This is a genomic window from Vibrio sp. L85, assembly GCF_963871815.1.
Classification (GTDB): Bacteria; Pseudomonadota; Gammaproteobacteria; order Enterobacterales; family Vibrionaceae; genus Vibrio; species Vibrio harveyi.
This window is the reverse complement of the sequence record NZ_CAWMYL010000143.1, coordinates 12,935-38,408: the sequence shown is the minus strand read 5'-3', so window position 1 is coordinate 38,408 and position 25,474 is coordinate 12,935. Positions and strand designations below refer to the sequence as shown.

Annotated in this window: 36 protein-coding genes; 29 read left to right on the top strand and 7 right to left on the bottom strand. The window is 42.4% G+C overall.

Going from position 1 to position 25,474, the window contains the following annotated elements:
• Positions 1-74 precede the first annotated feature (74 nt).
• The 28 genes from AACR11_RS14445 to AACR11_RS14310 all read left to right on the top strand — a co-directional run bounded on the left by AACR11_RS14445 (position 75) and on the right by AACR11_RS14310 (position 19,462).
• Positions 75-1,526, top strand: a complete 1,452-nt coding sequence (locus AACR11_RS14445; RefSeq protein ID WP_079324384.1) for a DUF3150 domain-containing protein — start codon at positions 75-77, stop codon at positions 1,524-1,526.
• A 95-nt stretch (positions 1,527-1,621) separates the two neighbouring features.
• Positions 1,622-3,799, top strand: coding sequence for a VWA domain-containing protein (locus AACR11_RS14440; protein WP_079324382.1), 2,178 nt, complete (start codon positions 1,622-1,624; stop codon positions 3,797-3,799).
• A gap of 116 nt (positions 3,800-3,915) precedes the next feature.
• Positions 3,916-4,179, top strand: a complete 264-nt coding sequence (locus AACR11_RS14435) for a hypothetical protein (RefSeq protein ID WP_053409887.1) — start codon at positions 3,916-3,918, stop codon at positions 4,177-4,179.
• A gap of 113 nt (positions 4,180-4,292) precedes the next feature.
• Positions 4,293-5,456, top strand: a complete 1,164-nt coding sequence (locus tag AACR11_RS14430; RefSeq protein ID WP_053409888.1) for a DUF7146 domain-containing protein — start codon at positions 4,293-4,295, stop codon at positions 5,454-5,456.
• A 90-nt stretch (positions 5,457-5,546) separates the two neighbouring features.
• A complete protein-coding gene (locus tag AACR11_RS14425) occupies positions 5,547-5,726 on the top strand; it encodes a hypothetical protein (RefSeq protein WP_053409889.1) in 180 nt (59 codons plus the stop codon).
• 69 nt (positions 5,727-5,795) lie between these two features.
• The gene (locus AACR11_RS14420; RefSeq protein ID WP_017190431.1) at positions 5,796-6,134 is read left to right on the top strand and encodes a hypothetical protein; all 339 of its coding nucleotides are present in this window, start codon (positions 5,796-5,798) and stop codon (positions 6,132-6,134) included.
• Between the two features lie 693 nt (positions 6,135-6,827).
• The gene (orn, locus tag AACR11_RS14415) at positions 6,828-7,637 is read left to right on the top strand and encodes an oligoribonuclease (protein WP_053409890.1); all 810 of its coding nucleotides are present in this window, start codon (positions 6,828-6,830) and stop codon (positions 7,635-7,637) included.
• A 10-nt stretch (positions 7,638-7,647) separates the two neighbouring features.
• Positions 7,648-7,878, top strand: a complete 231-nt coding sequence (locus AACR11_RS14410; RefSeq protein ID WP_053409891.1) for a hypothetical protein — start codon at positions 7,648-7,650, stop codon at positions 7,876-7,878.
• A 95-nt stretch (positions 7,879-7,973) separates the two neighbouring features.
• Positions 7,974-8,702 (top strand): hypothetical protein, encoded by a 729-nt coding sequence (locus tag AACR11_RS14405; protein ID WP_053409892.1) that lies wholly within the window; start codon positions 7,974-7,976, stop codon positions 8,700-8,702.
• A 61-nt stretch (positions 8,703-8,763) separates the two neighbouring features.
• Positions 8,764-9,258 (top strand): hypothetical protein, encoded by a 495-nt coding sequence (locus tag AACR11_RS14400; RefSeq protein WP_053409893.1) that lies wholly within the window; start codon positions 8,764-8,766, stop codon positions 9,256-9,258.
• 77 nt (positions 9,259-9,335) lie between these two features.
• Positions 9,336-9,659, top strand: coding sequence for a hypothetical protein (locus AACR11_RS14395; protein ID WP_053409894.1), 324 nt, complete (start codon positions 9,336-9,338; stop codon positions 9,657-9,659).
• A gap of 76 nt (positions 9,660-9,735) precedes the next feature.
• Entirely contained in the window at positions 9,736-10,017 is a 282-nt protein-coding gene (locus tag AACR11_RS14390; RefSeq protein WP_053409895.1) for a hypothetical protein, read from the top strand.
• Entirely contained in the window at positions 10,010-10,513 is a 504-nt protein-coding gene (locus AACR11_RS14385; protein ID WP_053409896.1) for a hypothetical protein, read from the top strand. The genes AACR11_RS14390 and AACR11_RS14385 overlap by 8 nt, the downstream gene beginning before the upstream one ends.
• Positions 10,514-11,034: 521 nt before the next feature.
• Positions 11,035-11,313: a hypothetical protein gene (locus tag AACR11_RS14380; protein ID WP_053409897.1), complete on the top strand. Its 279-nt coding sequence runs from the start codon at positions 11,035-11,037 to the stop codon at positions 11,311-11,313.
• 90 nt (positions 11,314-11,403) lie between these two features.
• On the top strand, positions 11,404-11,712 hold the full coding sequence (locus tag AACR11_RS14375; protein WP_053409898.1) for a hypothetical protein: 309 nt from the start codon (positions 11,404-11,406) through the stop codon (positions 11,710-11,712).
• Positions 11,713-11,799: 87 nt separating this feature from the next.
• Positions 11,800-12,519 carry a hypothetical protein gene (locus tag AACR11_RS14370; RefSeq protein WP_053409899.1) on the top strand — a complete coding sequence of 240 codons (720 nt, stop codon included), beginning with the start codon at positions 11,800-11,802 and terminating at the stop codon, positions 12,517-12,519.
• Positions 12,520-12,611: 92 nt separating this feature from the next.
• Complete coding sequence (locus AACR11_RS14365; RefSeq protein WP_053409900.1) at positions 12,612-13,214, top strand: hypothetical protein; 603 nt, start codon at positions 12,612-12,614, stop codon at positions 13,212-13,214.
• Positions 13,215-13,302: 88 nt separating this feature from the next.
• Positions 13,303-13,941, top strand: coding sequence for a hypothetical protein (locus tag AACR11_RS14360; RefSeq protein ID WP_079324380.1), 639 nt, complete (start codon positions 13,303-13,305; stop codon positions 13,939-13,941).
• 24 nt (positions 13,942-13,965) lie between these two features.
• Positions 13,966-14,358, top strand: a complete 393-nt coding sequence (locus tag AACR11_RS14355) for a hypothetical protein (protein WP_053409902.1) — start codon at positions 13,966-13,968, stop codon at positions 14,356-14,358.
• An 87-nt stretch (positions 14,359-14,445) separates the two neighbouring features.
• Complete coding sequence (locus tag AACR11_RS14350) at positions 14,446-15,000, top strand: hypothetical protein (protein WP_053409903.1); 555 nt, start codon at positions 14,446-14,448, stop codon at positions 14,998-15,000.
• A gap of 76 nt (positions 15,001-15,076) precedes the next feature.
• A complete protein-coding gene (locus AACR11_RS14345) occupies positions 15,077-15,913 on the top strand; it encodes a hypothetical protein (RefSeq protein ID WP_053409904.1) in 837 nt (278 codons plus the stop codon).
• Between the two features lie 74 nt (positions 15,914-15,987).
• Positions 15,988-16,470 carry a hypothetical protein gene (locus AACR11_RS14340; protein ID WP_053409905.1) on the top strand — a complete coding sequence of 161 codons (483 nt, stop codon included), beginning with the start codon at positions 15,988-15,990 and terminating at the stop codon, positions 16,468-16,470.
• 109 nt (positions 16,471-16,579) lie between these two features.
• Entirely contained in the window at positions 16,580-17,020 is a 441-nt protein-coding gene (locus AACR11_RS14335; protein ID WP_053409906.1) for a hypothetical protein, read from the top strand.
• 92 nt (positions 17,021-17,112) lie between these two features.
• On the top strand, positions 17,113-18,099 hold the full coding sequence (locus AACR11_RS14330) for a hypothetical protein (RefSeq protein ID WP_053409907.1): 987 nt from the start codon (positions 17,113-17,115) through the stop codon (positions 18,097-18,099).
• 28 nt (positions 18,100-18,127) lie between these two features.
• Positions 18,128-18,292 (top strand): hypothetical protein, encoded by a 165-nt coding sequence (locus AACR11_RS14325; protein WP_157052371.1) that lies wholly within the window; start codon positions 18,128-18,130, stop codon positions 18,290-18,292.
• 80 nt (positions 18,293-18,372) lie between these two features.
• Positions 18,373-18,558, top strand: a complete 186-nt coding sequence (locus AACR11_RS14320; protein ID WP_053409908.1) for a hypothetical protein — start codon at positions 18,373-18,375, stop codon at positions 18,556-18,558.
• Positions 18,559-18,696: 138 nt separating this feature from the next.
• The gene (locus tag AACR11_RS14315; protein WP_053409909.1) at positions 18,697-19,095 is read left to right on the top strand and encodes a hypothetical protein; all 399 of its coding nucleotides are present in this window, start codon (positions 18,697-18,699) and stop codon (positions 19,093-19,095) included.
• A gap of 88 nt (positions 19,096-19,183) precedes the next feature.
• Positions 19,184-19,462: a hypothetical protein gene (locus AACR11_RS14310; RefSeq protein ID WP_053409910.1), complete on the top strand. Its 279-nt coding sequence runs from the start codon at positions 19,184-19,186 to the stop codon at positions 19,460-19,462.
• A 73-nt stretch (positions 19,463-19,535) separates the two neighbouring features.
• Here AACR11_RS14310 and AACR11_RS14305 read toward each other — a convergent pair whose 3' ends face one another.
• The gene (locus tag AACR11_RS14305) at positions 19,536-20,210 is read right to left on the bottom strand and encodes a DUF2913 family protein (protein ID WP_079324378.1); all 675 of its coding nucleotides are present in this window, start codon (positions 20,208-20,210) and stop codon (positions 19,536-19,538) included.
• A 118-nt stretch (positions 20,211-20,328) separates the two neighbouring features.
• Between AACR11_RS14305 and AACR11_RS14300 the strand changes: the two genes are divergently transcribed.
• Positions 20,329-20,580: a hypothetical protein gene (locus tag AACR11_RS14300; RefSeq protein ID WP_053409912.1), complete on the top strand. Its 252-nt coding sequence runs from the start codon at positions 20,329-20,331 to the stop codon at positions 20,578-20,580.
• Positions 20,581-20,617: 37 nt separating this feature from the next.
• On the opposite strand, the gene AACR11_RS14295 is transcribed toward AACR11_RS14300, so the two are convergent.
• The 6 genes from AACR11_RS14295 to AACR11_RS14270 all read right to left on the bottom strand — a co-directional run bounded on the left by AACR11_RS14295 (position 20,618) and on the right by AACR11_RS14270 (position 25,468).
• Positions 20,618-20,977 carry a hypothetical protein gene (locus tag AACR11_RS14295; RefSeq protein ID WP_264923201.1) on the bottom strand — a complete coding sequence of 120 codons (360 nt, stop codon included), beginning with the start codon at positions 20,975-20,977 and terminating at the stop codon, positions 20,618-20,620.
• 196 nt (positions 20,978-21,173) lie between these two features.
• A complete protein-coding gene (locus AACR11_RS14290; protein ID WP_079324376.1) occupies positions 21,174-22,337 on the bottom strand; it encodes a hypothetical protein in 1,164 nt (387 codons plus the stop codon).
• A gap of 13 nt (positions 22,338-22,350) precedes the next feature.
• Complete coding sequence (locus AACR11_RS14285) at positions 22,351-22,629, bottom strand: hypothetical protein (RefSeq protein WP_079324374.1); 279 nt, start codon at positions 22,627-22,629, stop codon at positions 22,351-22,353.
• A gap of 48 nt (positions 22,630-22,677) precedes the next feature.
• Positions 22,678-23,775: a RecT family recombinase gene (locus tag AACR11_RS14280; RefSeq protein ID WP_026000351.1), complete on the bottom strand. Its 1,098-nt coding sequence runs from the start codon at positions 23,773-23,775 to the stop codon at positions 22,678-22,680.
• A 68-nt stretch (positions 23,776-23,843) separates the two neighbouring features.
• Complete coding sequence (locus AACR11_RS14275; RefSeq protein ID WP_079324372.1) at positions 23,844-24,707, bottom strand: recombinase RecT; 864 nt, start codon at positions 24,705-24,707, stop codon at positions 23,844-23,846.
• Positions 24,708-24,787: 80 nt separating this feature from the next.
• On the bottom strand, positions 24,788-25,468 hold the full coding sequence (locus tag AACR11_RS14270; RefSeq protein ID WP_017190399.1) for a hypothetical protein: 681 nt from the start codon (positions 25,466-25,468) through the stop codon (positions 24,788-24,790).
• Positions 25,469-25,474 lie beyond the last annotated feature (6 nt).

The window sequence follows — 25,474 nt, the reverse complement described above, 5'->3', positions numbered from 1 at the left end:
GTTGATCTGTGACTGGTATTCCCTGGGTTGATTTGAATAACCAAACCAAACCAATATTCTGTGGAGGAATAACCATGTCACTATCAACTACTACTAACTCGTCTGTTATCGATCATGCAACGGCTGCTACTCAAGAGCTGTTGGATAACCACAAACAACTCAAAGAGGGGTGTGTGATTATCGGTTACGAAATGCGTAACTGGAGCGGTAAGAAGACATTTAGTGAAGGTAAAGTAACAGCGCTTGATTCAGGCGGTAAATCTGTTGAACTACCTGACGATCTAGTTTCACCGGGTCGTAAGTCACTTCTGGATACAAGAACACACCTTAGTTTCTGTAATAAGTTCGCTTCTCGATTTGGCCGCTTGTTCAATAAGTTTGGCGTTAGATTTATGGGTAACCATTTACTATCTGACTCTGCTCTTATCGAGCTGCTAAAAGAAGCTGAACCATTGGTTGAAGAGTATGAGCAAGAAGTTGATAACTTCTGTAGCAAGTATGAACAGCTGATCACAGATTGGTGTCAGTCACATCCGGGATTGGAATCTGTCATTCGTGATGGGTACATGACTGTTGAGGAAGTTCGCGCTCGTTTCCGTCTGCGCATTTACAAACCTGTTCGTTTCACACCACGCGTTGAAGAAGATCTGGCAGATATTGTCGGTGAAGCTGCAGCACAGTTGTTCGAAGACATCGCTAAGGAAGCACAAGCACTCCTTAAAGACTCTTTAACAATCAAAGATGGTAAAGCGAAAGGTTCACGTAAAGAAGAATGTACTCAAGATATTAAACGTCCACTGCGTCGCCTACGTGACAAAGTGTTCTCTCTGTACATGCTTGACCCGGTATTTGAAGGCGTTGTCGATATGTTTGACGATTTGCTGGATAAGGCTCTACCGAACACAGGCAAAATCAGAGGATCGCATTTCAGTAATCTTATGGCTCACGTCATGATGATGACTGACTCACACAAGCTTAAGCTACATGCATCGGGTATTAACCAGATTGCAGCTAAGGTAGCCGAAGTTGAAAGTGAGGAAGAGGAAGAAGAGCAATCAACAACGGCTGCAGATAACGCGCCTCAAGTTGATACCGGCATCGATGATGTTGAAGCGGAATTACTGCGTCAGCTAGAAATAGTTCGTCGTAATAAAGCTGCTAAAGCTCAAGCTCCAGTTGTTGAAACACCTGTTGTTGAAAAACCACAGGCAGTTCAATCTCAGCCAGTTGTTGAAAAACAACCAGTTGTAGATACACAACCTGTTGTTGCAGAACAGCCAGTTGTCGAACAGCAACCTACTGTTGACCAAGCACCTGTAGAAATGCCGGCGCCAATGGTTGAAGTACCTGTCGCTATGGAAGAACCGCTTCAAGTTGAACAAGCTGATGCTTCGTTTGACGATGTGGTTGTTGCAGAAGATGGTATTACAGTAGACCTTGATGCACTTGATACATTTAAAACTGTTACACCTGAGATTCCAGTAGCTGAGCCACAAAACGTGACTACATCTGGTTTCTTCTTTTAAAAAAACCTAACCCACGAGGGGAGTTATACTTCCCTTTGGGTTGTATTTCTCCCTGTGGGTTGACCAAAAACCAAACCACAGTGGAGGAATATCCTATGTCAATCAATACTGCAGATACTGCAATCGCTAAACCAGAAAACCCTGCGTTAGTAATGCGTCGTAAACAGGCACTTATACGTAAGTTTACTTTGCTTCAAACGATGAATACTGGCCGCAGCGTTGGTGTAAAAATTCAAGGTACTAAAGCTTGTACTTCGGGAAATACGACCACTTTGCCGCTAGGTAATATGGAAGACCCTGAGTACTTAGACATGCTTGAAGGCATGATTGATCATGAAAATGGTCACTGTAAGCACACTGATTTTTCAGAGTGGTACAGCATCAACAATAAGATGGTCAGACGCCTTACGAATATCTTTGAAGATGTTCGAATCGAGAAACTTGTCGGGCATGAGTACCCTGGCTCTAAAACTAACTTGTTAAAGCTGGTTCAGATTGCAATTAAACGCGGTTTATTTAGTGCACCATCTCATGAGGATGACCTTGTACGATTGGTTCAGAAGTACATCTTGTACACTGGCCGCTACAAGCACCTCGACCAATACCCACTCAAAGACTTCTCTCAAGATGCTGCTTTTTACCTAAGTCGCGCATTACCAAATGCGTTTCCTAAGTTAGAAGCCATTCTTACTGATTCTGCCAATGACCATTCAACTGCTGACGCTCGTCGTCGTGCGGAAGATGTACTAAAGGTTTTGCAGGAAGAGTTTGAAGACCAACAGCAACAGGAAGAAGAACAGGATCAAGATGAAAACCAAGATGATAAATCTGGTGACTCTGGTTCTAACTCTGAAAATGATGAAGAACAGTCCGAGTCTGATGACTCTGATAACTCAGAAAGTTCAGATGATAAGGGTGAAGGTGATCAGTCTGGTGACCAAGATTCTGAATCTGATGATAAAGGTGATGATAACCAATCTGGTAAATCTGAAACTGAATCTGATGATGAAGAAGGTGACGATAACCAATCTGGCGATTCAAAGTCTGACTCTGAGGACGAAGGTGATGATGAACAGAATGGTGGTTCTGACGCTGAATCTGACGATGAAGGTGACGATAGCCAATCTGGTGATTCAAAGTCTGATTCTGATGACGAAGGTGATGATGAACAGAATGGTGGTTCAGATGCTGAATCTGACGACGAAGGTGATGATAACCAATCTGGTGATTCAAAATCTGACTCTGATGACCAAGGCAATGATGAACAATCTGGTCAATCAAACACTGATTCAAATGATGATGCAGACGGCGATGATTCTGAAAGTCAGTCAGAAACTGACAGCTTTTCAAATCAGGTAAGCTCTCAAGAAATTGAGAAAGCTATCAATGCCGACGACGACGACCTATTGGAAGACATGCATGATGGTATTCGCCGCATGATGGAAGATAAGGCCGAAGAAAACTTGGAAGAATTCCAAGAGGAATACGGTAACGAGTATTCGGCGCCTACAATGGCCTACCGATGCGATAAGTCACCAGATGCCGCAGGCATTCCATTATGGATGTCACAGGCTAGACAGCAATCACAGCGAGTAAAATTGGTGCTTAACAGCATTCTAAATGATCGCAACCGTGTAAAGCGTAGCTATGAAAACTCAGGTACTGAAATCTGTGCTGGCACTCTTTGGGGTGTTTCTGCAGGTAACAACCGCGTTTTCAAAACAGAAACTATCTCTAAGTCGCCTAATACTGCTTTTTCAATCTTGATTGATAGAAGCGGTTCAATGCAAGGCCCAAACATGGAGATGGCCAATGTAGCAGCTTTCGCAATCGGTCAAGCTATTGAGTTCATCAAAGGCGCTGAGTGTGAAGTGCTTTACTACCCATTTTACGACGCAGTTCGTCAAGATGGATATGTTCACATTGCTAAGTCATTTACTGAGCGAATGAACTCTGTTGCCCAAAGAAGCTTCAACGTCCATGCCGACCACGGCACACCGACTGCCGAAGCTCTTCAAGGTGCAACTGCTCGTTTAGGTTTACGCAAAGAACCTAAAAAGGTGCTTTTCCTAATTACAGACGGACAAACCAGCGGTGCTACGGTACAAGCTGCTTTGCGAGAATGTGATGTTATGGGAATCACCGTTATTGGTATCGGTATCGGAACAGGTCAACTGGCCGGCTTCGAACATCGACCTTACTTTGCGATTAATAGTGCGAATGAATTAGCAAATTCATTATTCGCCTACCTAAGAACATACTACCGCGGATAGGCCTCAACCAAGGTCACCGCAAAAACAACCAAACCCAGAGGGGCGACATACCTGACCCCTTTGGGGATCAGTGTGTGTCAATCCTCTACAACCAACAATTCTGTGGAGGAATTATTATGCAAGTGACTATCATTGAGACATTTAAATACGGCGTGTATATGAAAGCTGCAACTACTGTCATTGACGGTCGTGAACAATTCTTAACTGGAAGAATGATTTCGGGTCCTGGCTTTGCCAAGTTCTTAAGTCAATTCGAAGACGGTATGGATCGTGTAACGATTGTTGAAATGTCTAGTTCGGCATTCAAGATGAAGGGCGTAATGAAGCTTGAGAAATCAGCTGTTGCACCGAGTAATCAACGTGAAGAAGTAGTGGCGTAAGCCACTTACTTTTTTCATATCAACTGTTGCCGTGGGGACTACCAAAACTTCCGGTAACAGGAGTTTTGGAGTCCCTACGGGAATTCAATTGTACGATTATTCGGAGGCAACCAATGTACGCACAACGCCAATCAAAAATAGAAAAAGTTCGCGCAATCGCGGATGGTAAGTGGGACGTAGTATTTGGGGCTTTCCCTCAACTATCCACTGCTATCAAGAAGGCGCCGCAACAAGTTCCATGTCCAGTTTCACCAAATGCTAAAAAATCCTCAACACAGTTCCGATTCTTTAAAGATTGGGTTCAAACTGGGGGCGCATACCACAATAAAGATGGCGCTATGCCTGATGGTATTGAGGTGGTTAGCTGGATTGAAGGATGCAGTAAGTCAGAAGCAATGGATACGATCGTCAGCATTTTAGGTGGCGATATTTCCACAGTGTCTGATGAACAAATCCGATGGAAACAACAACAAATGCAGCAAGCTCGTGAGCAGTACTGTGATGAAGAAGAAAAGCTAAAACGCATGAACAGAGTTCGTGGCGTGGCGCAAACTTCTATTCCCGCAGCACAAGCTCCAGAGCTACATGCATATCTACGTAGCCGTGGTTTAAAAGGTGATTTTTCAAAATTGCCTAACACTATTCGCTATCACAACCGATTACGTTACCCAACTTCGTTCCGCGAAGAAGGTGATAACCGTAATCCTTGGTACTCCGCAATGCTTGGTACATTCAGAGATAAAGATGGAAAGAACTGTTCTTTACATCGTACTTTTCTTTCGAATGGCAAAAAGGCGCCGGAAAAGAAAACCAAGCTTCTTATGTCTCCACCGTGGGATATTCGAGGTGGTTACATTGCTATGGATGATCCAATCGTTTACGAAGCAGAAGACGGCCTTGATTTGGCTATCATCGGCTACTGTGAAGGGATGGAAACTGCTTTGGCAATTCGTGAAGCAACCGGCATTCCAATGCGTCCTCACTACTCGAGCTCATTACTGAAACTTGCCAGTGGCGTAGTTGTTCAGGGAGTTCCTAAGCACCGTACTCTTATTACTCTTTGGGGTGATAACGATCGTTCTGGTGATGGTCAAACGACAGTTCAAGAATTGGCTGAAAGATTGAGAGAAGAGGGCTATTTGGTTGAAGTATTCGTACCTGACTATGAAATCCCAGAAGGTAAAACTTCTGTGGACTGGCTGGACGTATACGTAGAAGAAGGTGCGGTAGGTTTTCCTATCGAACTGAGTCAAAGCGTAGGTATCAACGCGTTTTAAATTAACTGCGATGCTCTGTCATCGCCTTTACCCACAGGGGAACACTTTCCCCTGCGGGATAAGTGTTTCCTTGTTATGAGGAAATACACAATGCAAGCTTCAAAACATGTTTCAGATTACTACTTCAATATCTACTCTGCTGGCCAACAGGCTCATGCAGATAAGAAAGGACGTAATGCTAATCCATACCCGGTTTTAAGTAACCAAAGAGCGGTATGGGAAAGCGGTTATGCAGATTCAATGGCACTGGCTCGGGAGGCTGTTATTTAACAACAAATAACACTCACTGTTGTTCATCAACATAGAAAACCAACTTAAGCAAAGACAAGGAATCAAGATATGACTGTACAACGCGCTCCAATTGAAATGACATTTGAAGAATGGTTCGAAAAATTCAAACCAGTAGCAAACCCAACCGGTGACGGCTTCGTGCAAGTTGACGATGTTTGTTATGTGTTTGGTCTGCATGGCGCGGATTTATCGAAAGTTCAGGCAGCTGACCCAAACTGTGTTTGGACCCTTATAGAAAGCGATGATGTTGACTGCGATGAAGATGATGAAGACTACGATACAGTTCTTCTCATCTCTGACGGTTACCACAGAGTGAATCGAATGGGGCATTTCATCACAGAGGTTCCTGCAGACCCTGAGAGCTTCTATGAAATTAGCTACGATTAACCGTGGCTTCGTCCTGACCCTTTTTCCTTATTGGATTAAGGGTTTGGCACCACCATTTATGTAGGACGCATTAGCGTCCTGCTGGTGGCTTATTCGAGAGTATTGAATTCAGTACTGCCGAATGTGTCATCATATGACTCCACCGCGTGTCATGCGCGCTGAAAGAAAAACCATACCCTATAAACTTTTTCATATCGTAGCTTTGCTGCCTTCCACTTCCTTCTTGGATGCCTGGATGATGATTAGTTCTTAGGTTCGCTAGCCAGTAAGATTCAAAAACTCTTTGAAACTGACCGGGCAGCATCAAGTAGAAGATAAGCACTACTCTAAAATCGCTTTCAAATAGGTCACAACGTAACGTTATGACACCCTCAAACTGTCTGTTTGCCAACCACACTCAGATAGAAACCTAGTAATAAAGCCAACTGGCCACAAACGCCATTGGCGCATGTGGTCTATCCCTTATGTTCTCGGAGGAACACATGTATAAATTAATACGAAAACAACCAATCATTGCATTAGTTCTACTGATCGCCCTTATCTGGTTTTGCTGGTCGAAAATCTTTGACGTCTATTCGGACAACGGTTTTTTACCCGCTTTTGGTCTTTTTATCTGTTTCGTGTGCTTTTTTAGAGCATTGACAGAAATGGTTAAACGTTCAAAAGCAAAAGTAGAGTCAGAAGGAGTCGAACATGAATAATGCACAAATTATCCGTTCAATTATTTTTGCTTGGGCAGATATAGAAACAGGTGGTCTGGATGATAAGTTAAAGAATGGCGAACTCGGTATGCAGGTTTATCCAATACTCGAAATAGCAATTCACCTAACGGATGCTGATCTGAATATCATCGATGGCGATGGTTTCAGAGTTGTTATCCACCACCCAGAAGAAGTTCTACAGTCAATGGATCAGTGGAGCATCGACCAACATACTAAAACCGGTTTGTTGGATGAAGTTCGTCAATCGACAATAACACTGGCCGAAGCGGAACAGATGGCACTTGCTCATCTTAAGAAGCATAACGCTGAACCTTATAACATGAAGGAAAAGCGCGGGACAGTCATGGCAGGCAATTCAATTAAATTGGATCGCAATTACCTGTGCTGTCAAATGCCAGCTCTTCACGAGTACTTTCACTATCGACAAGCTGATGTATCTGCCATCGCACTCTTCGTAAGAGAGTGGCGCCCAGATATTGAAGCATCCGTTCAGAAGAAATATCAACACCTGGCTATGGAAGACCTACGAGAGTCCATCATGGAAGCGAAAGTCTATAAAGACCGACTCTTCAATAAGGACGCTGTAGTTTCTAAGTCAGGTAGCACTGATGTTTTGGGTTCCATTTTGTTTTTGGCCGAGGATATGACTCGCGCATTACAGCGATTTGATTTTGATGCTCCTGAGTATCTGAATGATCCTGCTATCCAAAACTTAAAAAGGGACTTAAAGAATTTGCACGATAGACAAGTTGGCCTTGCCAATGATGTTACTCAAGGTTAAGGAAAGCTTTATGTTCAAGATCGCTGACTATGGAAATGACACTGAATGTGCCAATGGCGAAGAGCTAATGGCCTCTCTCAGAGAAAAGTATGCTGGTAAATCTGTCAGTATTCATTATCGCCGCAAATCCGGGATTACCCGGACTGAGTTTGTTGACGTAAGTACGGAAGGTCATGTGACTGATTCATACAACGGCAACGACTTTAACTTGGCTGATGTACTGGAAAAAGCCGCCGGCTAACAAAACCACCAATAATAAACCACCCATAAGGGACACGATTCTCCCTTAATTGGGCGAGTTGTGTCACTTCAACCATTCTGTGGAGGAATGACACAATGAAAAAATTACCATCAAAACTGTTTAACTTAGTCAAACGTATTACGACTTACCTATACCTAGCGGTTACCTTTTATGTGAAGACCCGCGACGTAAACCTTTCCTTGGAGTTAGTCGGTATTAACCGAGCAATTGCAGGTGTTAAGGTTGTTAGATTGATTCGTGATTATCGTGTAGCTGGAGTATTTATGGATTTCATAAATACGAGCTCCGAACGTGACCGAAAGTTAAAACGTAGATACTTGCTTTCTCTTTTACCTAAAGACGAAAGTGTATTGGATAGTTATGATCTGCATGCTCGATATAGAAAGGAATACGATCGGCTAACAGTTCGACCGTTAAAAAAAGCTTCAACCTTTCTTAAACGTCTAATCCGTGATCTGCCTACTTTACCATTTGCTGTCCTAATAATTGTCCTTGCTGTTCCTGCAAACAAAGCCATACAACGCTACCTTGGTTTGACCAAGAATGAGGGGTATGAGCTTATGGGGACAGTTTTTGACATGTTGCATGGATACCTTACGCAAGGTCACTCATTTGAGTATATTTGGCCGTTCTATTTCGGAGATTCAACGAAACTAAGTAGTTGGACCAAGTTAGTGCGTTACTCGATGGTTGCTGTGCCATTTGCGTGCCGCCAAAAAGTGATATCTGACTTTCGCAATCAGCGCAACGCATACCGCGTAAAGTCAAAAGAGTACACATTGGCACGTAAGGCATTAGCGTAATCCATCCTACCCATTGAGGGCGACCTCATTGGGGGAGCTCTCGCTACTTAAAGGCGTCAACATGAAGTTCTATTACTACCCAACCATTAACTCCGCTAAAAACAGCCTAGAGCTTGCGGAAACCCCTGAAATTCTCACTTATGACCAACATACAAACTCTTGGAAACATGAGGATGGCACCTGTTATCAAACAGCAGGTTCTACATTGGTACCGATCAGCAATGACGAAGAGAAATTCGAATGCCTAACAGGTCACTTCCTTATTGAAGTAACAGACCCTTATGGCAAAAAAGGACGTTTCAAATTGCAAGCTGCTAATGACATCGTTGATTACTGCAGCGCTCCTGGCGTTGTATGCGACGATGAAGTAGAAGGGCAGGCACTCGCTGACTGTGGAATTGCTAAACCAGAAATGGAACATAGCTTCATTCCCCATATCGTTTCTTATGGCTTTAATGAAGTGTCTGAAACCAAAGGCACTATGGAATTAGAATTATATGTAAGTGAAGGCGAGCCAACCGGTGAAGAGGAAATATTTCACTGGGAAGTTCTCTGAGTTAATAAACCAATAAACCAACCCATGCGGGACACACCGCTGGGTGTTGTTCCGCTTTTTTCTGTGGAGGAACAACGATGGACATTGAAACACAAGTTTTAGTCGAACTGATAAAAGCTGGTGGTCATATCCTAACGGCAACAATCCCAAGCCTGACAACTTTTGTTGTTGGTAAAAAGATTATTAAGAATGCCAAACTCAAGGAAAATTACCTTATCGCGCTAAATGACATCCGTTATTTGCTGGGTGTTGAAGCTCTCCATTGCAGAGAACACACTGAGCGCGACGGTAAACCATTAAAGCAAACCATTCGTAACGCGGTCACCGCTGAGCGAAACTTAGAGTGGAGTGGTAAAAACACTCAATCTCAAGTAATTCGACGTATTGAAAAACTTAAATAAACCAACTAACCCAGAGGGTAACTAATGCCCTCTGGGTAATTAGTCCCTCTGAAATTTATGTTCGGAGGAACAACAGATGAAATACCAACTTAAATCAGGCCTATCAATCTTTCTAGTCACTGTAATTTTCGAAGACACTGTTCACGTAAATTGCGGTCAAGGTTTTACTGATACAGTGCATCGTTATGCGATCGCTGATTCAAAATCTGTGGCTGAAAAACTTGCTACTGAGCATTTTGAGCGTCAGGGACTAGCTGTGAGAATAAGTGATGGCTTTGAATCAACGCGAACCACAGTAAACAGTCTTATACGCAAAGACGTTCTTGGTTTTGATGCGGGAGTAACTGAAAGTGCTTAATTTAGTTCCGATCGCCAAATCAAGTCTCGTCACTACCAAAAGTCGCGTTTGCCGTGGAAGTTGGCTTAAGCCAACGTTCATTGCTGCACTCAAATGGCAGTGGGCATCAAGTACCTGTAAAACACATAGTGAGCAATTAAACAAGCAGCTGGATGACTTCGATTGGAGTATCCACTGTGACCTTTACAGCTTATCAAGCATGCTTAAACAGCATGTTGGATTAGAGGGTAGGGATTTCTATTCTCGTGTTGTGTTTACTGAAAAGCCGCATGATGGCCATTATAAATACTGGAAGTTAATTGGTTCGAGTTGTGCAACCGGGGAAGATAAACTCCTTTCGTTTCGCCTTTACGAGTCACCGACTAATCCAGACAAAATGGCAATTGTATTTGACACAGTAAGTGGGTTATTTGGGAAAGCTGCTTGGGACTTCGATAAGCTGGAAATCTTCTCGGAAGAGATGTTTTCAGAATTGACCTGGGCGCCTGACTTTTGACCTGACTTCGTGTTCAAAAACAAGCGTTAATTTATGATCGACCTCGACCAGTTATCGTAGTAAGATACTTTTACTGGCAACACAAACTATGAGTGCATTAGCACTCATGGCTTGTGTCTAACCGGTAAAGCCATTCTAAAGTGAATAGGGTACTGTTCGTTTTACAATTGCTTTATTTAAGAATTACCAAACCCCTAAACTCTTTACATATCGAAGCTTTTGCTTCCTCTCACATCCTGTCTTGGATTGCTGAGTGATGTACTGAATTTTGGGTCAACAACCGACGTTTTGACAGATACTTTTCTGCTTTAACTTAGGTTGTTCATAGTAGCCCAGAACACTACTCAAAAAAGTTCTGTATTACGTTCGATCTCGTATTGAACAACTAAACTGTTTGCTCGTTAACCACGACCAGATAGGCTATAAACCAAAAACCATTACCATTAGGGAATGCATTATTTCATTCCTTGATGGACTGAATAATTGTCTTTCCTTCTCGGTGATTCTGTGGAGGAAACACTATGACTATCAATACTCAACCTAACACCCCGGTTGCCTTTTTCTATTATGGAAATCGTTTTCTGGGAGCTGCTAAGGTCGAAACTTCAATCAAAGCTGCATTTGACGTTAATCGTGAATATTGTATTTCTCTCGATCGTGAAAGCTTGCCTTACCTTCCTTACTGTACTCATGCTGAAATAGTGTGTGTCGAACTGGATAAAGAATTGAAGATTGAACCCAGTAATCCAATTTGGAATGCTGAGAACGGTCATAAGGCGTGTCTTAATGCTTCGGCTTAAGATTCGATTATTCATTAAACCAAACCAACTAAACCATAGGGTTGCATCAACCTTATGGGGTTGTGCTCCCTGTCTTCGGAGGACACAACCATGCAACTATCATCTATCTTACCTAAATTCTTTTCTCCAAAAGCTCAACAACCTGTTAAGCCACAGAGAACCGTTTCTAAAAACGCACCTCAATGGAAAGAACTAGGAAAGTTATCTCGTAGCGGTGTACGCGGTATTTTCTACTCAGTGGACTGTACTGTTTATCTGGATACCGGTGATGTGATTATTCTTGATACCAAGATTCATTCACGCACAAACAACAATCGCCAAAAAATCTCTGCAGAAGTTCACAAATGGGCTTCATACCGTGGTTTTATCAAAGCAGGCGAATGTATCGCTATCCGTTAATTTCATCGCAACAATCCCAATCCGGGCATACTTCCCGGTAGGGAAGCTATGTCCACCAACTCAATAAAGTCTGTGGAGGACATACACATGATCGTAAACAAAACTATTGGTAAATTTGAGACTAACCACTTCTCACTGAATACTCTTGATGATTCTCTTTTTGAGGTTTTCGAGACAGCTGAGCATGAAGATTCTAGCTACACACTGACTAAATCAGTGGCGGTTAAAATCACGGAAGATCAATTACCAAAAAACTTCTTTACCACTCACCGTTATTCTCACAACAAAGTCGAAGGGACTGAGGTGTCTTATGGCGTCAACATCGATTCTCGACGTGGCCTAAGCATCGATATTAACTTCGCGTATTCGCTTCATATAAGCCGCCGTCGAAATGAAAAAGGACAGCAACTTATACGTGATACTGTTACTACTGAGTTTAACAAAGTGAATTTTCTTCAAGCTGCCAAGGACGCTCTTACCGGAATAATGGAAAGAAACATCCAAGAGCTGAACCATGAAGAAGAACAGCAAGTACATCGATTTTTTGAGAATAATGCGGCTAAATCTGCAGAAAATCTTCTCATTGAGTCTGATTGTCAAGAATGGAAGTTTCTTAAAGAGCAAGAAGAGCAGTTAACTGCAACTCTCGCTAAGTTAAAAGACCGCCAAGCTGTTCTGCGTAAAGAAGCCTTAAGGAAAAGTTTGAAAGAAGATGAACGCGAGTTTCCAGAAAATATTCAGAAGTTATTCGATGACTATCTGATGAATGTTCCTGGTATCAAACAGCGTAGAATGTTCTCATACTAATCTTTTTAAATATTTGACCACCCGAGGGTAAACATCACCTTTGGGTGTGGTGTTTTCTCTCATAACCAACCAAACCTGTGGAGAACACACCAATGTCTATTGAATTAATCGTTTTAAATGCTGATAAGTTTGTAAAAGAAATCAATGACTACATTGATGGATCTGGCGTGAAGCTTATATTTCATTCGGATTATACGTTTGAGTTTAAGCACCGAACATGCCTGTTTACAAACGACGCTATGATTCCGTCGAAGATGTTACAGAAGAAAGTGAAAGAGTTATTTAAGCAATTTTTCACTGGCTACTTACCTCATTTCAATAATGTAGGTAACACATTCTGGCCTGAGCTAGAAAGCCGCTTCATAGTCAATGTCTACGACAATAAACGTCACGTACATCGTTATAAAGTTCTATCAACCACTAGCTCATTGGACTCGCCGCTGAGTAAGGAAGTACTTGCCTTATTTGGTTATAAGCATAGTTCAGAGTGTAAGGTCATCCAATTTGAGCGTTGCACTGGTGGTAATGCCACAATGCTCAAGACCATCGAACCATCTATGTTTAATGCTCTTATGGAAGACAGCGAGAATTTCACTGTGGAATATAATCCTCAGATTGATAAATCATTCAAGCTGGTTTCCGAGCGCGACTTAGATGCCGAACTGGATGAAGAACTAAACGCAGCGATCAGCTAATTTAAACTACAAACCAACCTAGAGGGTTACACAATACCCTCATGGGTCAGTGTTTCCCTCTTACTAAATTCCTGTGGAGGAAACACTCATGTCAACAACACGTATTTTTCTAGACCGTAAATCAAAAACTATTGTTCATGCCATTGAAGAAGAACGCCAAAGCTTCCGCGATATGCGAGCTGGCCTTGAACCTGAAAAGCAATTTACTTCCATTAGCCGAGTATTACTCAAGCAAGGAAGTCGCCAACAGGGAAGGGGAAACGACGTTTTTAACGAGCTAATGAATGAGGGCCAGTTTGAAGAGGTAACCGCGGATTCACTCATTGTTAAGAAGCAACTTTCTGACACTGACCTGGATTTCGTTACCGGTAAACTTCTGGCAAAACTTGGTATGACGGGTGCTAAGAAATTTGAATATGCCAGAGCGATTATCGCTGCCTTGGATGTCGGAGAATCACTTATAGAAAATACACAATCATGTACGGCACAGCCACAAAGTGAAGACGAAATGAGCTCAACTATTCGTGAGTTGATTCTTGTTGAAGCTAAAGTGGTAGCAGATGAATTTGATAAAGAAGGCTTAATCGACTGGCGAGTTCGTGACTCACTTATTGCGAGATTTCGCTTAAGTGTACGCCGTCGCCTTAGAAATGTTGAAGGGCATAACTTTGTTACCACTTCGGTCAACAGATGCCTGGATCAATTCTTAACGTCACAACCTGCCTAATCAAACTCTCTGTGGAGCAATAACATGAAAAAATTTAACCATGCATTAAGTACTCACCGCACCGTTCAACTGATGCGCGAGGCTATTGATATTACCAAAGAAGAAAAGGGTTTCTATCGTAAGCTATTTGTGATTTCTGGCTTTAATCAAGGGACAATGTTGATGTTGTTCGTTGTTGCCTACTTTGCGATTAATTTCACAATGATGATCACTGAGAAGCTTATATGGGGAGATTCGTTTTTAAATCCGGTCGACCCTATTATGAACATGATATTTATCGGTACTTACGTTAGGGCAACCAAGCGACTTAGTAACCTGATGATTGAATGTGCCTTACAAGGTAAAGCCCCTGAGCCAGAACCAAGCCAGCCAAAATCGGCCGGATTGGTTTTAGTTCCTTCCGCGAAAATCAAATAATGTAAAACCAACCAACTCCCAAAGGGTAACGCTTCCCTTTGGGAAAGTGTTCCCTTTGGTAACAACCAAATACTGTGGGGAATCACTATGTCTATTAAAACTGTTATTGAAAAGATGAAAGAACACGCTGAATCAGTCAACCTTCCTAAGTTTTACAAGGAAGACTTGGATATTGATTTCAGTAATTTGAAGAAGTATGGCAACCGTGAGTACGTATGGATGCTTCGAGAGTGTGGTTCGTTGCTACTTCCATTACGGATTGGCGCGTCACCGTTCTTACTCGAGTACTACATGCGTCAAGATTCGACTGCACGCTTCTTTCATGTCAAAGGGTATGATGAAGTCACCTTTAAGGAGTTAAAGCACAAAGATGTTGAGTCTTTGATATGTAAGCCACCAATTGAATTTGGCTTGATACTTAACTCTGATGACTTGATCGCTAAGGTGAGGAAAGTACTTAATGATCGCAATGTTGCCTCTAGTGGTCTTGTGACAAAGGAAATCCCTACAACACCCACTCATTGGAGTGAATGGCTGTCATTCTTCAACGGTAATAACGACGTCATGACGCAAGTTATGACTCGCGCTATCAAAATGTTGAATGAATTTTCCAGTCGCCCACGACTTTCACGAGTCGCTTAATCAATAACAACCAATAACCCAGAGGGGCTACCCTCTGTGGGTTAGCTCCCTCGCAATTCTGTGGAGGAATTAACCCATGTCAGATAAGTGCGTATCTATCGCTCGTTTTATCGAAGATCGATTCAAAACCAACTATGCAAATCTTTCAGAACTCGCGTCATTTGTGAAGTTTGAAGCTGATGATATAGGACAAGTCTTTGCTTTTGATTTTGTTCCTAAAAACAAAGTGAAACTTAGCTCTCAAGGTAAGTATTCTTTGATCAGTGAGTTGTTCACCGGTGTAAACCTTTGGACGTTGCTCGATAACATTGATGATTTTGATTTAATCGTTGGTAAGAACTCTGTTGTACCAACAGACGATGAAATTTACTGTCGTCCTGTCGTTACTAACACTCCGATTTCATACTTGATCCCGGAAGTGTCGAGAGTATTGAAAGCGAAAATTGCTAAAGTTCGTAATGAGTTGGAAGCTGCAGCAAAACAGCTGGCCAACAATCTGTATATCCATAATTCAAGACACGGTGAGACACACATGTTACGTACCATCAAGCATGGTCGATGTGAGTTAGAGATCCGTAAAGTTCATTTGGATTATGAGATTGAGGACTACGCGAACTTTGACCGCGAGCTTTTATCACTTCAAAAAATATATCAACGTGATGGTGAGTTATTCACTATGTGCTTTGAGTTGAAGTGGGATGGCGAAACGGTGCAGCACACAGCTCTTGAAGGTTTCATTATGGATTTGGGCAAAAACCCATTAGCTCTCTACAAAAGAGCAGTTCGTATGCAAATCGATAATGTGATGCTTTGTGCCCGCAGCAAACTTATAAGCAGTGGAAAAATTCTAAGCCGAGATGTTAAGCAAGATCGCGCATTCTTTGGCTCTTTGAATATTGGCACCAACGCTTAGTACTTACATTTTAACTACCCCGAAGGGATAACCCCTTTGGGCTATTCCTTCATAAATTCTGTGGAGGAATAACCATGTCTTTATCTACTTTTGTGAAATTGTCTTATGGCCTTAACCCGGCTGAATTAGTACCTGTATCAGTGCAACCAATGAATGAACAACAACGTGAGATTGCTCAGGAAGTTGTTTTACCAAAGCGATGCTTTGATAACAGCATTCAATTGGCCATGCATCTCGATGCGACTTATGTCTTAGGGGTGTATCAAAGCATCATTCCTATTGAACATGCCTGGCTTAAAGTTGGTGACACGTACATTGACCCAACCCTTGAAACGGTAATCGGTGATGTCAGTGGAGAGTATTTGTCTCTTATGGAAGTGAAAGCTTCTGAACTGATGGATCTTGTAGAAGCCATTCAACGGTATTCCGGTGATGATGCCGCGTACCCGCCGATGTTCCATACGATTAGAACTTTCCCGGAGTTTTCTCATTTGTTTATTTCAAACAAAGACAGGCTTCGTTTCTTATCGTGTGAATCGCTCCAAACAGCGTCATAACGACGTTTCTATCTAGTAATTAACCAAACCCATGAGGGATGAATACAACTCCCTCACGGGCTAGTTGTGTTCGCTTTCCCCTCACAAACAATTCTGTGGAGGAATTAAAATGCAAGCAACAAACAACAACACTACTTTTTCAGATACACCTGCATGCGTACTAAACGATGTTTATGACGTACCAATGCCTGGTGATTTTGTTGAAGTAATTGATTCTTTTGATAGCCAAGCTCCTGCCGGTTGCTTTGGTGTCATCTTAGGTTTCAAAAACAATTCTAAAGATGAATACGACATTTGCTTTAACCCGACTCGCGCCCCTTGGGGTGGTAAGTTTACTGATGCTCAGATTACTGCAGCTGGTGGCTCAACTTACCCAATGGTACCGACTGAGTTGCTTAAAGCTACGTCTACGGTAATGGTGAAGGAGTTTCTAACCAAAACACCTTACATTCACCCAGTGAAGAACGTTGTTAAGGTATGGACTATCAACCTGTGCGATTACGATCGTGCCGGCATCCGTAGTTCATACATTCAGCGTTACGCTCACTAAACCGATTCAACTTTAAACCATCAACCTAAAAGGGAGTGTGATTATCCCTTTTGGGGATAGTCCCTCCTGAATAACAATTCTGTGGAGGAATTATGACTACAAAAACACTAACTGCTTATTTCAACTCTCAACTCAAAAGCTTAGGTTACGACGATATTGCTCGAGAAAATAACACCACTTGGTCACTTAATTATTGCCAAGGCGATGGTGTGTTTTTCCCGGAAGCAAAACTTCACTCTGATGATGCGAAAACATTATGTGATCGCCTTATGACGGGTAAACATCGCGCAGCCGTGAAACGAGCTATTGATAAAGACATCGAATTTTCCGCTGGTGGTAAATACGATGCCGAGTATGAAGATTGGAGAATGTCATCAGATCCTACGCCACTCGAAAGAGAGGCATGTGATTTGTTTGTCAAAGCTATTAAGCAAGACCTTACAGATTTGGCCGCTAGGTTCGAGTCTGAGGGTTATGCGTTTCTTGAAGCTACACCAACCGAAGATGAACCTGAAATCGTGTCTACACGTCACCTGGGGCGCCTTCGTGTGGTTGTTAGCAAGTGCAATGAAGATTGGTTTGACCTTTTTGGCTGTGATGCCGAAGAGGACATCCAAAACGATACCGAAGTAATGCAATCCATCATTAAAGGTGAACTCAAGTTTTTCAGTTTGAAGGTAGAAGTTTTTGACCTGACAACTTTAGATGAATTTGAGGACTACGATGCTCTGGATAGCTTAGCTACAAATTACTTAGGCGGTTGCGTATTGGGAATAAATGAAGATTTTAACGCTTCTTTTCGCTGCGAAGTACGTGGGCAAATTCATGAATTGGTAAGTGAATGTCGAGTTTTACTCGATATGGAACGACCAGAGCGTGAGGCCTTCTTTGCAGCAGTTCGTGAGCAAAAGCGATTAGCACTTTTAGCTGAACGAGATCGCCAAGAAAGCGAACGTCGTGCAGCTGAGTTAAAAGCAATTGCAGAAGCCGAAGAAGCTAAAGAGCAACTTGAGATGGCTAAATGGAGCGGAATGGTCTTAGACAATTCAGTATCTGTTCACTCAAGTGCAAGTATCTAAATTTTCAATTAATAGCAGGAAAACAATTATGAAATTCTCTACATACAACGAGTTTAAAAAAGAAGTAGTAAACCTATTGAAATCACGCCTTGGCGTGAACGATGGTGACATCGATGAAGTCTCTTTGCGAGATTCCTTCGAGTCAGGTTGGTTGCCCTCTGATCATGTTGATTTAGTAGCGGCGAATATCTAACACCACATTTCAATCACACTAATGCCCGTTCGGGGAGTTTCCCGGATGGGATACTCCTTTGTTCAGGCTGGGGAGAAAATATGACTATAGCGAACAAGCCTCAAAGTGATTTTTTTCACAAGGTTGAGGAACTGTTACAGCAACAATTTGGGATAGGTATCGATGATGTTGGACCTGAAATGGTTGAGTCGTGCTTCGCGGGGAATGAAACACCTGCAGAGTGCGTTGGCCAACTGGCATCAAAGTACGAGTTAGACGAAATCTAATTCAACTTAACTATCTATTTCAATAACTAGTCAGTTTCAGTTCTACGGACCTGAAATAAAACACACAACCTCTTTCAAAATGGAGCAGTAACTTAAAGAAGTGCGAAGTTTAGGGCAGGGGAAAAGGACAATAAAAATATGAAAAGCAATAACAATACTAATTCAGCTAAAAAACTAATTTTGGTTTCTGCAGTGGCATGTGTCATTTCAGCAGCTGACGGTTCTGAATTTACGAATGTCTTTGAGGCAAACGTAAAAACTCTATCGTTTTTGGTCATTGTAATGGGGTTAAGTGCTCTGGCACTTATTAAACCTCAGTTTGTTAAGGAGTGGTGTTCTAAGGCATCAGTTACGCTTGCTGTGCCACTAGTGGTACTAAGTGTTCTGAAGGTATTTATTGCCTACGCAGTAGAGCCTATGTGGTCTGTTATAGCAGTGTCTATCTTCATTAGTCTGAGTGTTCAGATCATTGCTGATATACGCATCGTAACACCACAGCTTCGAGAAGTATTTGTTGTAAAAAAGAAAGTAAATTAAATCAAAATATCCCCATTTGGGAGCATAGCCTCCCATATGGGTTCGCTGTGTCTCTCACCTGGGTTTCAATAACGTATAGGTGAATATTATGGCGAAACATAAAAACAGAAAAAACAGAAATACACGTCGCCAAAACGCTCTTCAAAAGAACGATAAACGACGTCAACAGAAAAACAAACAGCTGAGAAAGTCGCAGCAAGCAGATTTGGGTAATTTCCTATCTGCTACTGCAGCTAACGCAGCGGCAGCTGGACTTATAGGTATAGCGGTTACGAGTGGAGACAATATCGGCTTAACTGTCGGATTGATTCTTATCGCAATCAGCCTTGGTCTATTTTGGCTATCTCTGATAGTTAAAAGGCTGTAGTAAATAAAAAACCCGTAGGTTGTCCTCTAATGAGGCGCCTACGGGTTTTTTTTTGGTTCAAATATATGGGGAGTTACACGTTTGTTTGCGGCATATGCTTGTCCGGGCTTCCATTATTATCTGGCCATATCTCGATAGCATACTGTGTTCGACCCTTATGACGATTTTTCTGATGCAGGAATAAAACGATGCCTGAGTCATAGAATGCGTCAACGAGCTCTTGAACGTTGTTGCTAACGACTAAAAGCGTGATTGGAGCTGTCAAACGGCCAAGGTTATCAAAGGATTCAAAATGCTCGCGCATAATGAAAGCAGTATTCTCGGCTGTAGCTTCGTATGTGCCTTCTGTTTCCCAATCTCGGTCCAAACCCCATGTAATTTCCCAACCAGCTTCTTTTAGCTTATCGCCGGCATTATTGATACGGCGTTTGTAGCTGCCTGGGAATCGTTTTGCGTGCTCAACTTTCTTCTGATAAGCCTCAATAACTGACTCAAGACTTTTCTCCATGTTACTCAGCATTCCGTTCTTTATGCCGTTTGAAGCCCAGATGTCCAGTTCGTCTTTGAAGGCGTTTCCAAATCGACCAGATTTAGCCGCTTGAATCGCCCATTGGCCAATGAATTTATTCGCTGCTACACGGTTTTTAGGTGGGTTAGGGTACTTACGCGCAATTCCAAGAGCGACAAGGGCGCACCACGCGACGTGCGCAAGCTTTGCTGGATTATCGTGTCTTAAACTTAAACTCATAATACTGTCTTTCTGGTTAGGTTTTTATCCATTATACAACGAATATTGAACATGCAAGACCTTGGTTGTTTAAAAATCTAGTGTTATAGTGAAAGGCAGGTATTGGTAGGAGAGCAGAATGATTGTCATCCTAAGTGTTGTAGTAGTAACCTTGATTATCATTACCCTTTGTATTCGTTATAGAAATATCCGTTTCCTTTCTAACTTTGGTAACGGTTGCTTTATCGGTTCGATAGCAGCATTTTTTTTCGAATGGACAAACAATAATAATCAAGAGGTTCTGGTATACCTCGCCCTTATCTTTGTGGCAGGGATTATATCAAAATTGGTCGCTTTATACCTTGGGCGACGCGAAATGAAAAAAGGCTAGAGAGCAAATGCAATCTAGCCTTTTTCTGATCAGTAACTTAGTAAAATTCTTTCGTCTCACCATCAGTGTCATTAAGCATATCTAGCATTTGTTTAACGACTATATCCGCCTTATAGTAGTCTTGCTTCGGCATCGATAAAGTATGGATGTTGAGACTACTAAGCAAATCGAGCGCTTCAAGCGTCTTTGATTCAGACTCGTTATACCAGTCTCGGCCACCAGCAGTCACAAAGAATGCCAATTGTGGTTTCAATGTTCTTGGGTCCAGAAGCAGTATATCAATTGCCACATCAGGCACATCTTGCTCAATCTTGCTAACTATTGTCTTTAAGCTCGTACCGAACTGGACTAGGTAACAATCACCAAGTTGCTCATTCACATCCAAGTACAGCCGCATTTCGGACTCTGTTTCACCGATCGTTCTAGTGAGATACTTTGCATCCGATTTAGATTTTTTTGGCTTATTCTTTCCCATACTTCTTTTTACTATGTGGTATATCGATATTAAAGCGACCGCCACGAGAAGTAGGACAGCTGGGTAGTTTGATACTATATTCATATTTAAACGCTCAATTTAGAACGTGTAGTTTATATCAGTCTTTACATTGTTCCAATTTATCTAAGAACCCAATCTCTTCGCTTGAATACAATTCACGCACAGTAATGCTTTTTGGGTGAAGATTGAATCCAAGTTTTCGAGCTAAGACTGGATCTAATAACGCGGGTTCATCACCTTCAAGTTTTGAGATAATCTCAATGTTTTTGATTTCTCCTGTCGCCGCAGAACTAAATTTTACCCTTACATTATCTAGTTCTTCGACGTCGAGCTCTAGCGAGTTGTTCGCTTTACCCAACTCAATAGGAATACCATCGACATAAGCGCAGAGTGTTACTGTGTTCGTGACCTTGCAAACTGTCATGACCTGGAGCGTAGTTTCGTTTTTCAAATCCATCTTGTGCTTCACTCTTGTTAGTTGATTTGAGTCTCTTACTGCTTCTTTGTGTACCAGCACAATCTCTTTACCGGTTATCTCACAAGATTTATAAGCAATATGCTTTTCCTCTGTTGAATAAAGAGGGTTTACAACGTAGGTGTATGGTATTGCTCGGTTAAATGTCTCGTTCAACAGCTTAATTCGCTCTTCGAGACTACATGTGGTTCTGTCGCAACCGTCGTAATAAATGTCCTTGATATACACGGAACCATCGGCAGCCAGTTGTACATCTACAATCAGTTTACGACCTCTCAAGTACTGGTTGATTTTGCAAAGTACCGCCATGTTGCGCTGGTTTACGCAAATGGGGATACCTGCTGGGCTCATTACTGAAATTGCATATTGAGCGTCCGAATCAAAACTCACTAAGGCGTCGACACCATATGCGGGAACTACTTGTACCGCGTAATTGTCGCTACTGAACTTGTCCTTTAGTTCATGCTCTTTAACTTCATCCAATCCAGTAACTAGAGGGTAATTCGTTTTGTCCCCGTTGTTTTCAAACTTGAACGGCATTGTCGAGTCAATGATGATCGACCCCTCTTTGATGTAGTTATTCACCACTGACTTAAACATCTCAAAGATGATGTTTGATGGTATTGGTTTTGGTGTGGATGGGTGAAAACTTTTCTTTAGTTGGCCACCGGCAGTAACTTCCGTGAGCTCAATAATATGTCCTTGGCTACCGCGTTTTGTTTCAAGTTCAAACGTTTTTCCGTCTTTAGTGGCCAATGCAACAGTTAATGCTTCGTTGTTTACCATTGGGTGCCTCAGATCATTGAATGCCAGGCGCGCACGCCATAATGTTCAAGTGCCGTGGAGCGCAGACAGCAAGAGCATTACTGGTATGCTTGAATGTACAGTTAACTTTAACTCCATCGAGCATGTCGATTGCAGCTTCATGACCCACAACTGTTTCAACTGCCTGCGAAGCAACGACTACCAGTTTATTCAGCGCTTTTTGAGCATCTGCCGCGGTCGCTGCCCCAGATGATTTAAGGAACAGGGCGATGGCTTTTTCAGCCAGGATTTGTGTTTGAGAGCTAGAATGCATAGTTGATATATCTCATTTTGTTGGCCCCGGCTAACCGGGGCAGATAAATTAGTATTGTGGCTGGTGGTAAGGCATTTCTTCGTAATACGGTAAATGTTCATCATGCCCATTTACTAACGGCTGCGTGTCATGCATTGGAACGTTGTCCGTATTTGCATCTATACCTTTCAAATAATCCTGCATAGCACTTAATCGCATTGCGATTGGGCCAGTGCTGTTTATCGGCCAATCTTTGAAGCCTTGTCGAATGATGCTTTTAGCGACCATCTGTTCAAACCAGTCGTTCCATACTGCACCAAATGACAAATTCCGCACCTTGTTGATCAGGTCCATGCTTACTGGAGTGCAAATAAAACTTCCGTCAGGGCGGCGAGCAAGACAATAGCCACCAACAAGTTCGCCACGAGCTTTAGTATCGAACGGGTTATATTCGTGAATAGGTTTTGTGAATCGGTCTACCCACTTGAAGTCATCATTTTTATACACCAGTTCGGCAACAGCACTATCGATTGCGCCGCTGTCTATACCAAGGCGGCGAAGACCTTTGTACGAAGGTTCTAAGTGACACTCAACGCGCTTAAGGTTTTTGTTCCACCGTGGGACCAAGTATGCAAGACCAAGCTGAGGGTTAAGAGTCAGGCCGCTATTGGCAACGAGAATTAGTGATTTTTTAATAGACTCGTGTGTCGCATAGGCGAGGCTGTAATCTTTGTTGTTTGAATTGTTGAAATTCACTTCGATTAATTGCTTTGCATAAATAGCCTCTTCGTAGAAGCGAATGTCTAACCCTGAACTTTTAGCAATTTTGTCGAAGGATTCCTTGGCGCCATCGAGCACATTAGAAATTTCAGTAAAGTTTGCTGCCGGCAAATTGGATTTTACTTGCTGGGGGCGTTGATCTTGAGCCTGCCACTGCGCAGGAGCTTGACCGGCACCTCTGACTTGTTGACTCCCTTGCACACGAGCCGGTGGCTTATTAGCTGTGCGTGTTTGTTGATGGGGAAATGTTTGAGCAACAGGATGTGCTACTCGAGATTGAGCAGTACGCGCATGTTGACGATTCTCTTCCATAACTGGACGTGTGTTGTTATATCGACCTTGCTCCATTCCTGTATAGCCAGAATGGTGTTGCGATGTATTACTCATTACAAAAATCCTTAATTTATACCTGTAATCAGAATTCTCTGATGCTTTCAAAATCCCGCAAGTGGCCGCTATGTGAAATAGAGCCCTTGAGTAGTGGCGGTTTCTTGGTGGTCGGTCAAAGGTGTCTCAACGATTTCTGGTTTTGGTGTGCGCTTGAAGTAAGCCTCTGCTCGAGTGCGATGGCCATTGTTTGGTTCTGATTGACGTGACGAATTGACGATTGCTCGACGCTCCGTTCTTTCATAAAGGTCTAAGTCATCATCTGACAAATATTTTGCTGCTTTTGATAGTCGGCCGTGCTGAGCGCTAGCCAGAGAATGCAATGAACGCTTTAGGACTTGTTTCTTACGGAATTCATCAGCAAAGACTCCAAACCAAGCTTCATTTCCACTAAGCAAAGCTATTTGGTTGAGCTCGTCAGCTTTCATTAGCGTGGTGAGATAATCACCATTAGGAGTGCATATTGTGCATAAAGAACCAACAACAGGCCCACGGTCACCAAAGAGATTGGGTATCTCAATTTGTGGCTTACTGGTTAAATCATTGCTAAGTCGCACTTTGTCCTTTTCATGAATAACCCAAGTGGTCACATGCGACAAAGCGCCAGCTTCGGCACATAGATGAAGTAGACCTTTGTAAGTCACGTGCAATTTAGCAATAGCTTGCCCGGTTGCACTCATTTCACCCACTACCATTGCATGGTCAAGTGACGGTGATAAAGACAAACCAAGTGCACCTGCATTAAACAGTGCATGCGCGATGCTTTCAGGCCTTGTTTTTGACAATGGAACACGGCCACTTTGAGAGTTGGAAATTAATCGCAAGGCGATTCGGGATTCAACATTAAAATCCAAATGTTTGAAGTCGTTTTCACTTACGATATTGAGATAGTCATGTTTTATCTGATTAATGGCGAACTGGTATTGTTTCATTGCAAATTCCTCTCTTTACGAAAATTAGAACCCAAGTTTCAAATCGCGCTAGTCATTATTTTTTTCTAGCGCACCAAACGTTACTGTTTGCTAAACAAGGCTAAATCGATAGATTTTGTGGCTTTTTGCAATTCTGAAAGAACCGAGCAGGGCGGGGCTATTAAACTCTTGAGTGCTCTTTTAAATACATGTCGTTTTGCGAAGTCAGGCGTCAACGCCTTTAGGTCACCTGTACTCAGTCGAGAAAGCTCTTTTAGTTCATTAATAGTGATCGTCGTAAGCAGTTGATCGCCACACGGTACTTCAATGATACAGATAGCACCTTTTATCATTTCACTCTTTACGGGCGGTCTTACAGCTGTGTTTGTACCGAGTACGTTACCATTCCAACTGATTCCTTCATCACCAGTTACAACATCAAGGGTAGTAATCTTGTACTCATTCACGCGTGACATCGTTGCTTCTATGCCGGCCAGTGAGACATCGATGTAATACTCTTGGGAATTATTTGTCGCGTTATAGGCAGTTAAAGAAGCGAGTCTTTTTTCTGGGCTTAGAGTTAAGCCTAAACGAGCTACATGAGTAATTGCAGTAATAAGGCTCTCAATAGTATCTGAACCCATTACATGGCTACGTTCAAGGTTAGGTACCAATTGATGTATAAACTCAACTTCGACCTTAGTGTTTAATAAGCAATTAATGGAATTTTCGTTGTACACGTTTTTAATGTCTTCTATGAGATTCTGATAGTGGCTTTTCATGTCTAC

Coding starts and splice junctions, on each gene's coding strand:
- AACR11_RS14445 (WP_079324384.1), top strand. CDS start 75: ATGTCACTATCAACTACTACTAACTCGTCTGTTATCGATCATGCAACG.
- AACR11_RS14440 (WP_079324382.1), top strand. CDS start 1,622: ATGTCAATCAATACTGCAGATACTGCAATCGCTAAACCAGAAAACCCT.
- AACR11_RS14435 (WP_053409887.1), top strand. CDS start 3,916: ATGCAAGTGACTATCATTGAGACATTTAAATACGGCGTGTATATGAAA.
- AACR11_RS14430 (WP_053409888.1), top strand. CDS start 4,293: ATGTACGCACAACGCCAATCAAAAATAGAAAAAGTTCGCGCAATCGCG.
- AACR11_RS14425 (WP_053409889.1), top strand. CDS start 5,547: ATGCAAGCTTCAAAACATGTTTCAGATTACTACTTCAATATCTACTCT.
- AACR11_RS14420 (WP_017190431.1), top strand. CDS start 5,796: ATGACTGTACAACGCGCTCCAATTGAAATGACATTTGAAGAATGGTTC.
- orn (WP_053409890.1), top strand. CDS start 6,828: ATGAATAATGCACAAATTATCCGTTCAATTATTTTTGCTTGGGCAGAT.
- AACR11_RS14410 (WP_053409891.1), top strand. CDS start 7,648: ATGTTCAAGATCGCTGACTATGGAAATGACACTGAATGTGCCAATGGC.
- AACR11_RS14405 (WP_053409892.1), top strand. CDS start 7,974: ATGAAAAAATTACCATCAAAACTGTTTAACTTAGTCAAACGTATTACG.
- AACR11_RS14400 (WP_053409893.1), top strand. CDS start 8,764: ATGAAGTTCTATTACTACCCAACCATTAACTCCGCTAAAAACAGCCTA.
- AACR11_RS14395 (WP_053409894.1), top strand. CDS start 9,336: ATGGACATTGAAACACAAGTTTTAGTCGAACTGATAAAAGCTGGTGGT.
- AACR11_RS14390 (WP_053409895.1), top strand. CDS start 9,736: ATGAAATACCAACTTAAATCAGGCCTATCAATCTTTCTAGTCACTGTA.
- AACR11_RS14380 (WP_053409897.1), top strand. CDS start 11,035: ATGACTATCAATACTCAACCTAACACCCCGGTTGCCTTTTTCTATTAT.
- AACR11_RS14375 (WP_053409898.1), top strand. CDS start 11,404: ATGCAACTATCATCTATCTTACCTAAATTCTTTTCTCCAAAAGCTCAA.
- AACR11_RS14370 (WP_053409899.1), top strand. CDS start 11,800: ATGATCGTAAACAAAACTATTGGTAAATTTGAGACTAACCACTTCTCA.
- AACR11_RS14365 (WP_053409900.1), top strand. CDS start 12,612: ATGTCTATTGAATTAATCGTTTTAAATGCTGATAAGTTTGTAAAAGAA.
- AACR11_RS14360 (WP_079324380.1), top strand. CDS start 13,303: ATGTCAACAACACGTATTTTTCTAGACCGTAAATCAAAAACTATTGTT.
- AACR11_RS14355 (WP_053409902.1), top strand. CDS start 13,966: ATGAAAAAATTTAACCATGCATTAAGTACTCACCGCACCGTTCAACTG.
- AACR11_RS14350 (WP_053409903.1), top strand. CDS start 14,446: ATGTCTATTAAAACTGTTATTGAAAAGATGAAAGAACACGCTGAATCA.
- AACR11_RS14345 (WP_053409904.1), top strand. CDS start 15,077: ATGTCAGATAAGTGCGTATCTATCGCTCGTTTTATCGAAGATCGATTC.
- AACR11_RS14340 (WP_053409905.1), top strand. CDS start 15,988: ATGTCTTTATCTACTTTTGTGAAATTGTCTTATGGCCTTAACCCGGCT.
- AACR11_RS14335 (WP_053409906.1), top strand. CDS start 16,580: ATGCAAGCAACAAACAACAACACTACTTTTTCAGATACACCTGCATGC.
- AACR11_RS14330 (WP_053409907.1), top strand. CDS start 17,113: ATGACTACAAAAACACTAACTGCTTATTTCAACTCTCAACTCAAAAGC.
- AACR11_RS14325 (WP_157052371.1), top strand. CDS start 18,128: ATGAAATTCTCTACATACAACGAGTTTAAAAAAGAAGTAGTAAACCTA.
- AACR11_RS14320 (WP_053409908.1), top strand. CDS start 18,373: ATGACTATAGCGAACAAGCCTCAAAGTGATTTTTTTCACAAGGTTGAG.
- AACR11_RS14315 (WP_053409909.1), top strand. CDS start 18,697: ATGAAAAGCAATAACAATACTAATTCAGCTAAAAAACTAATTTTGGTT.
- AACR11_RS14310 (WP_053409910.1), top strand. CDS start 19,184: ATGGCGAAACATAAAAACAGAAAAAACAGAAATACACGTCGCCAAAAC.
- AACR11_RS14305 (WP_079324378.1), bottom strand. CDS start 20,210: ATGAGTTTAAGTTTAAGACACGATAATCCAGCAAAGCTTGCGCACGTC.
- AACR11_RS14300 (WP_053409912.1), top strand. CDS start 20,329: ATGATTGTCATCCTAAGTGTTGTAGTAGTAACCTTGATTATCATTACC.
- AACR11_RS14295 (WP_264923201.1), bottom strand. CDS start 20,977: ATGCGGCTGTACTTGGATGTGAATGAGCAACTTGGTGATTGTTACCTA.
- AACR11_RS14290 (WP_079324376.1), bottom strand. CDS start 22,337: ATGGTAAACAACGAAGCATTAACTGTTGCATTGGCCACTAAAGACGGA.
- AACR11_RS14285 (WP_079324374.1), bottom strand. CDS start 22,629: ATGCATTCTAGCTCTCAAACACAAATCCTGGCTGAAAAAGCCATCGCC.
- AACR11_RS14280 (WP_026000351.1), bottom strand. CDS start 23,775: ATGAGTAATACATCGCAACACCATTCTGGCTATACAGGAATGGAGCAA.
- AACR11_RS14275 (WP_079324372.1), bottom strand. CDS start 24,707: ATGAAACAATACCAGTTCGCCATTAATCAGATAAAACATGACTATCTC.
- AACR11_RS14270 (WP_017190399.1), bottom strand. CDS start 25,468: ATGAAAAGCCACTATCAGAATCTCATAGAAGACATTAAAAACGTGTAC.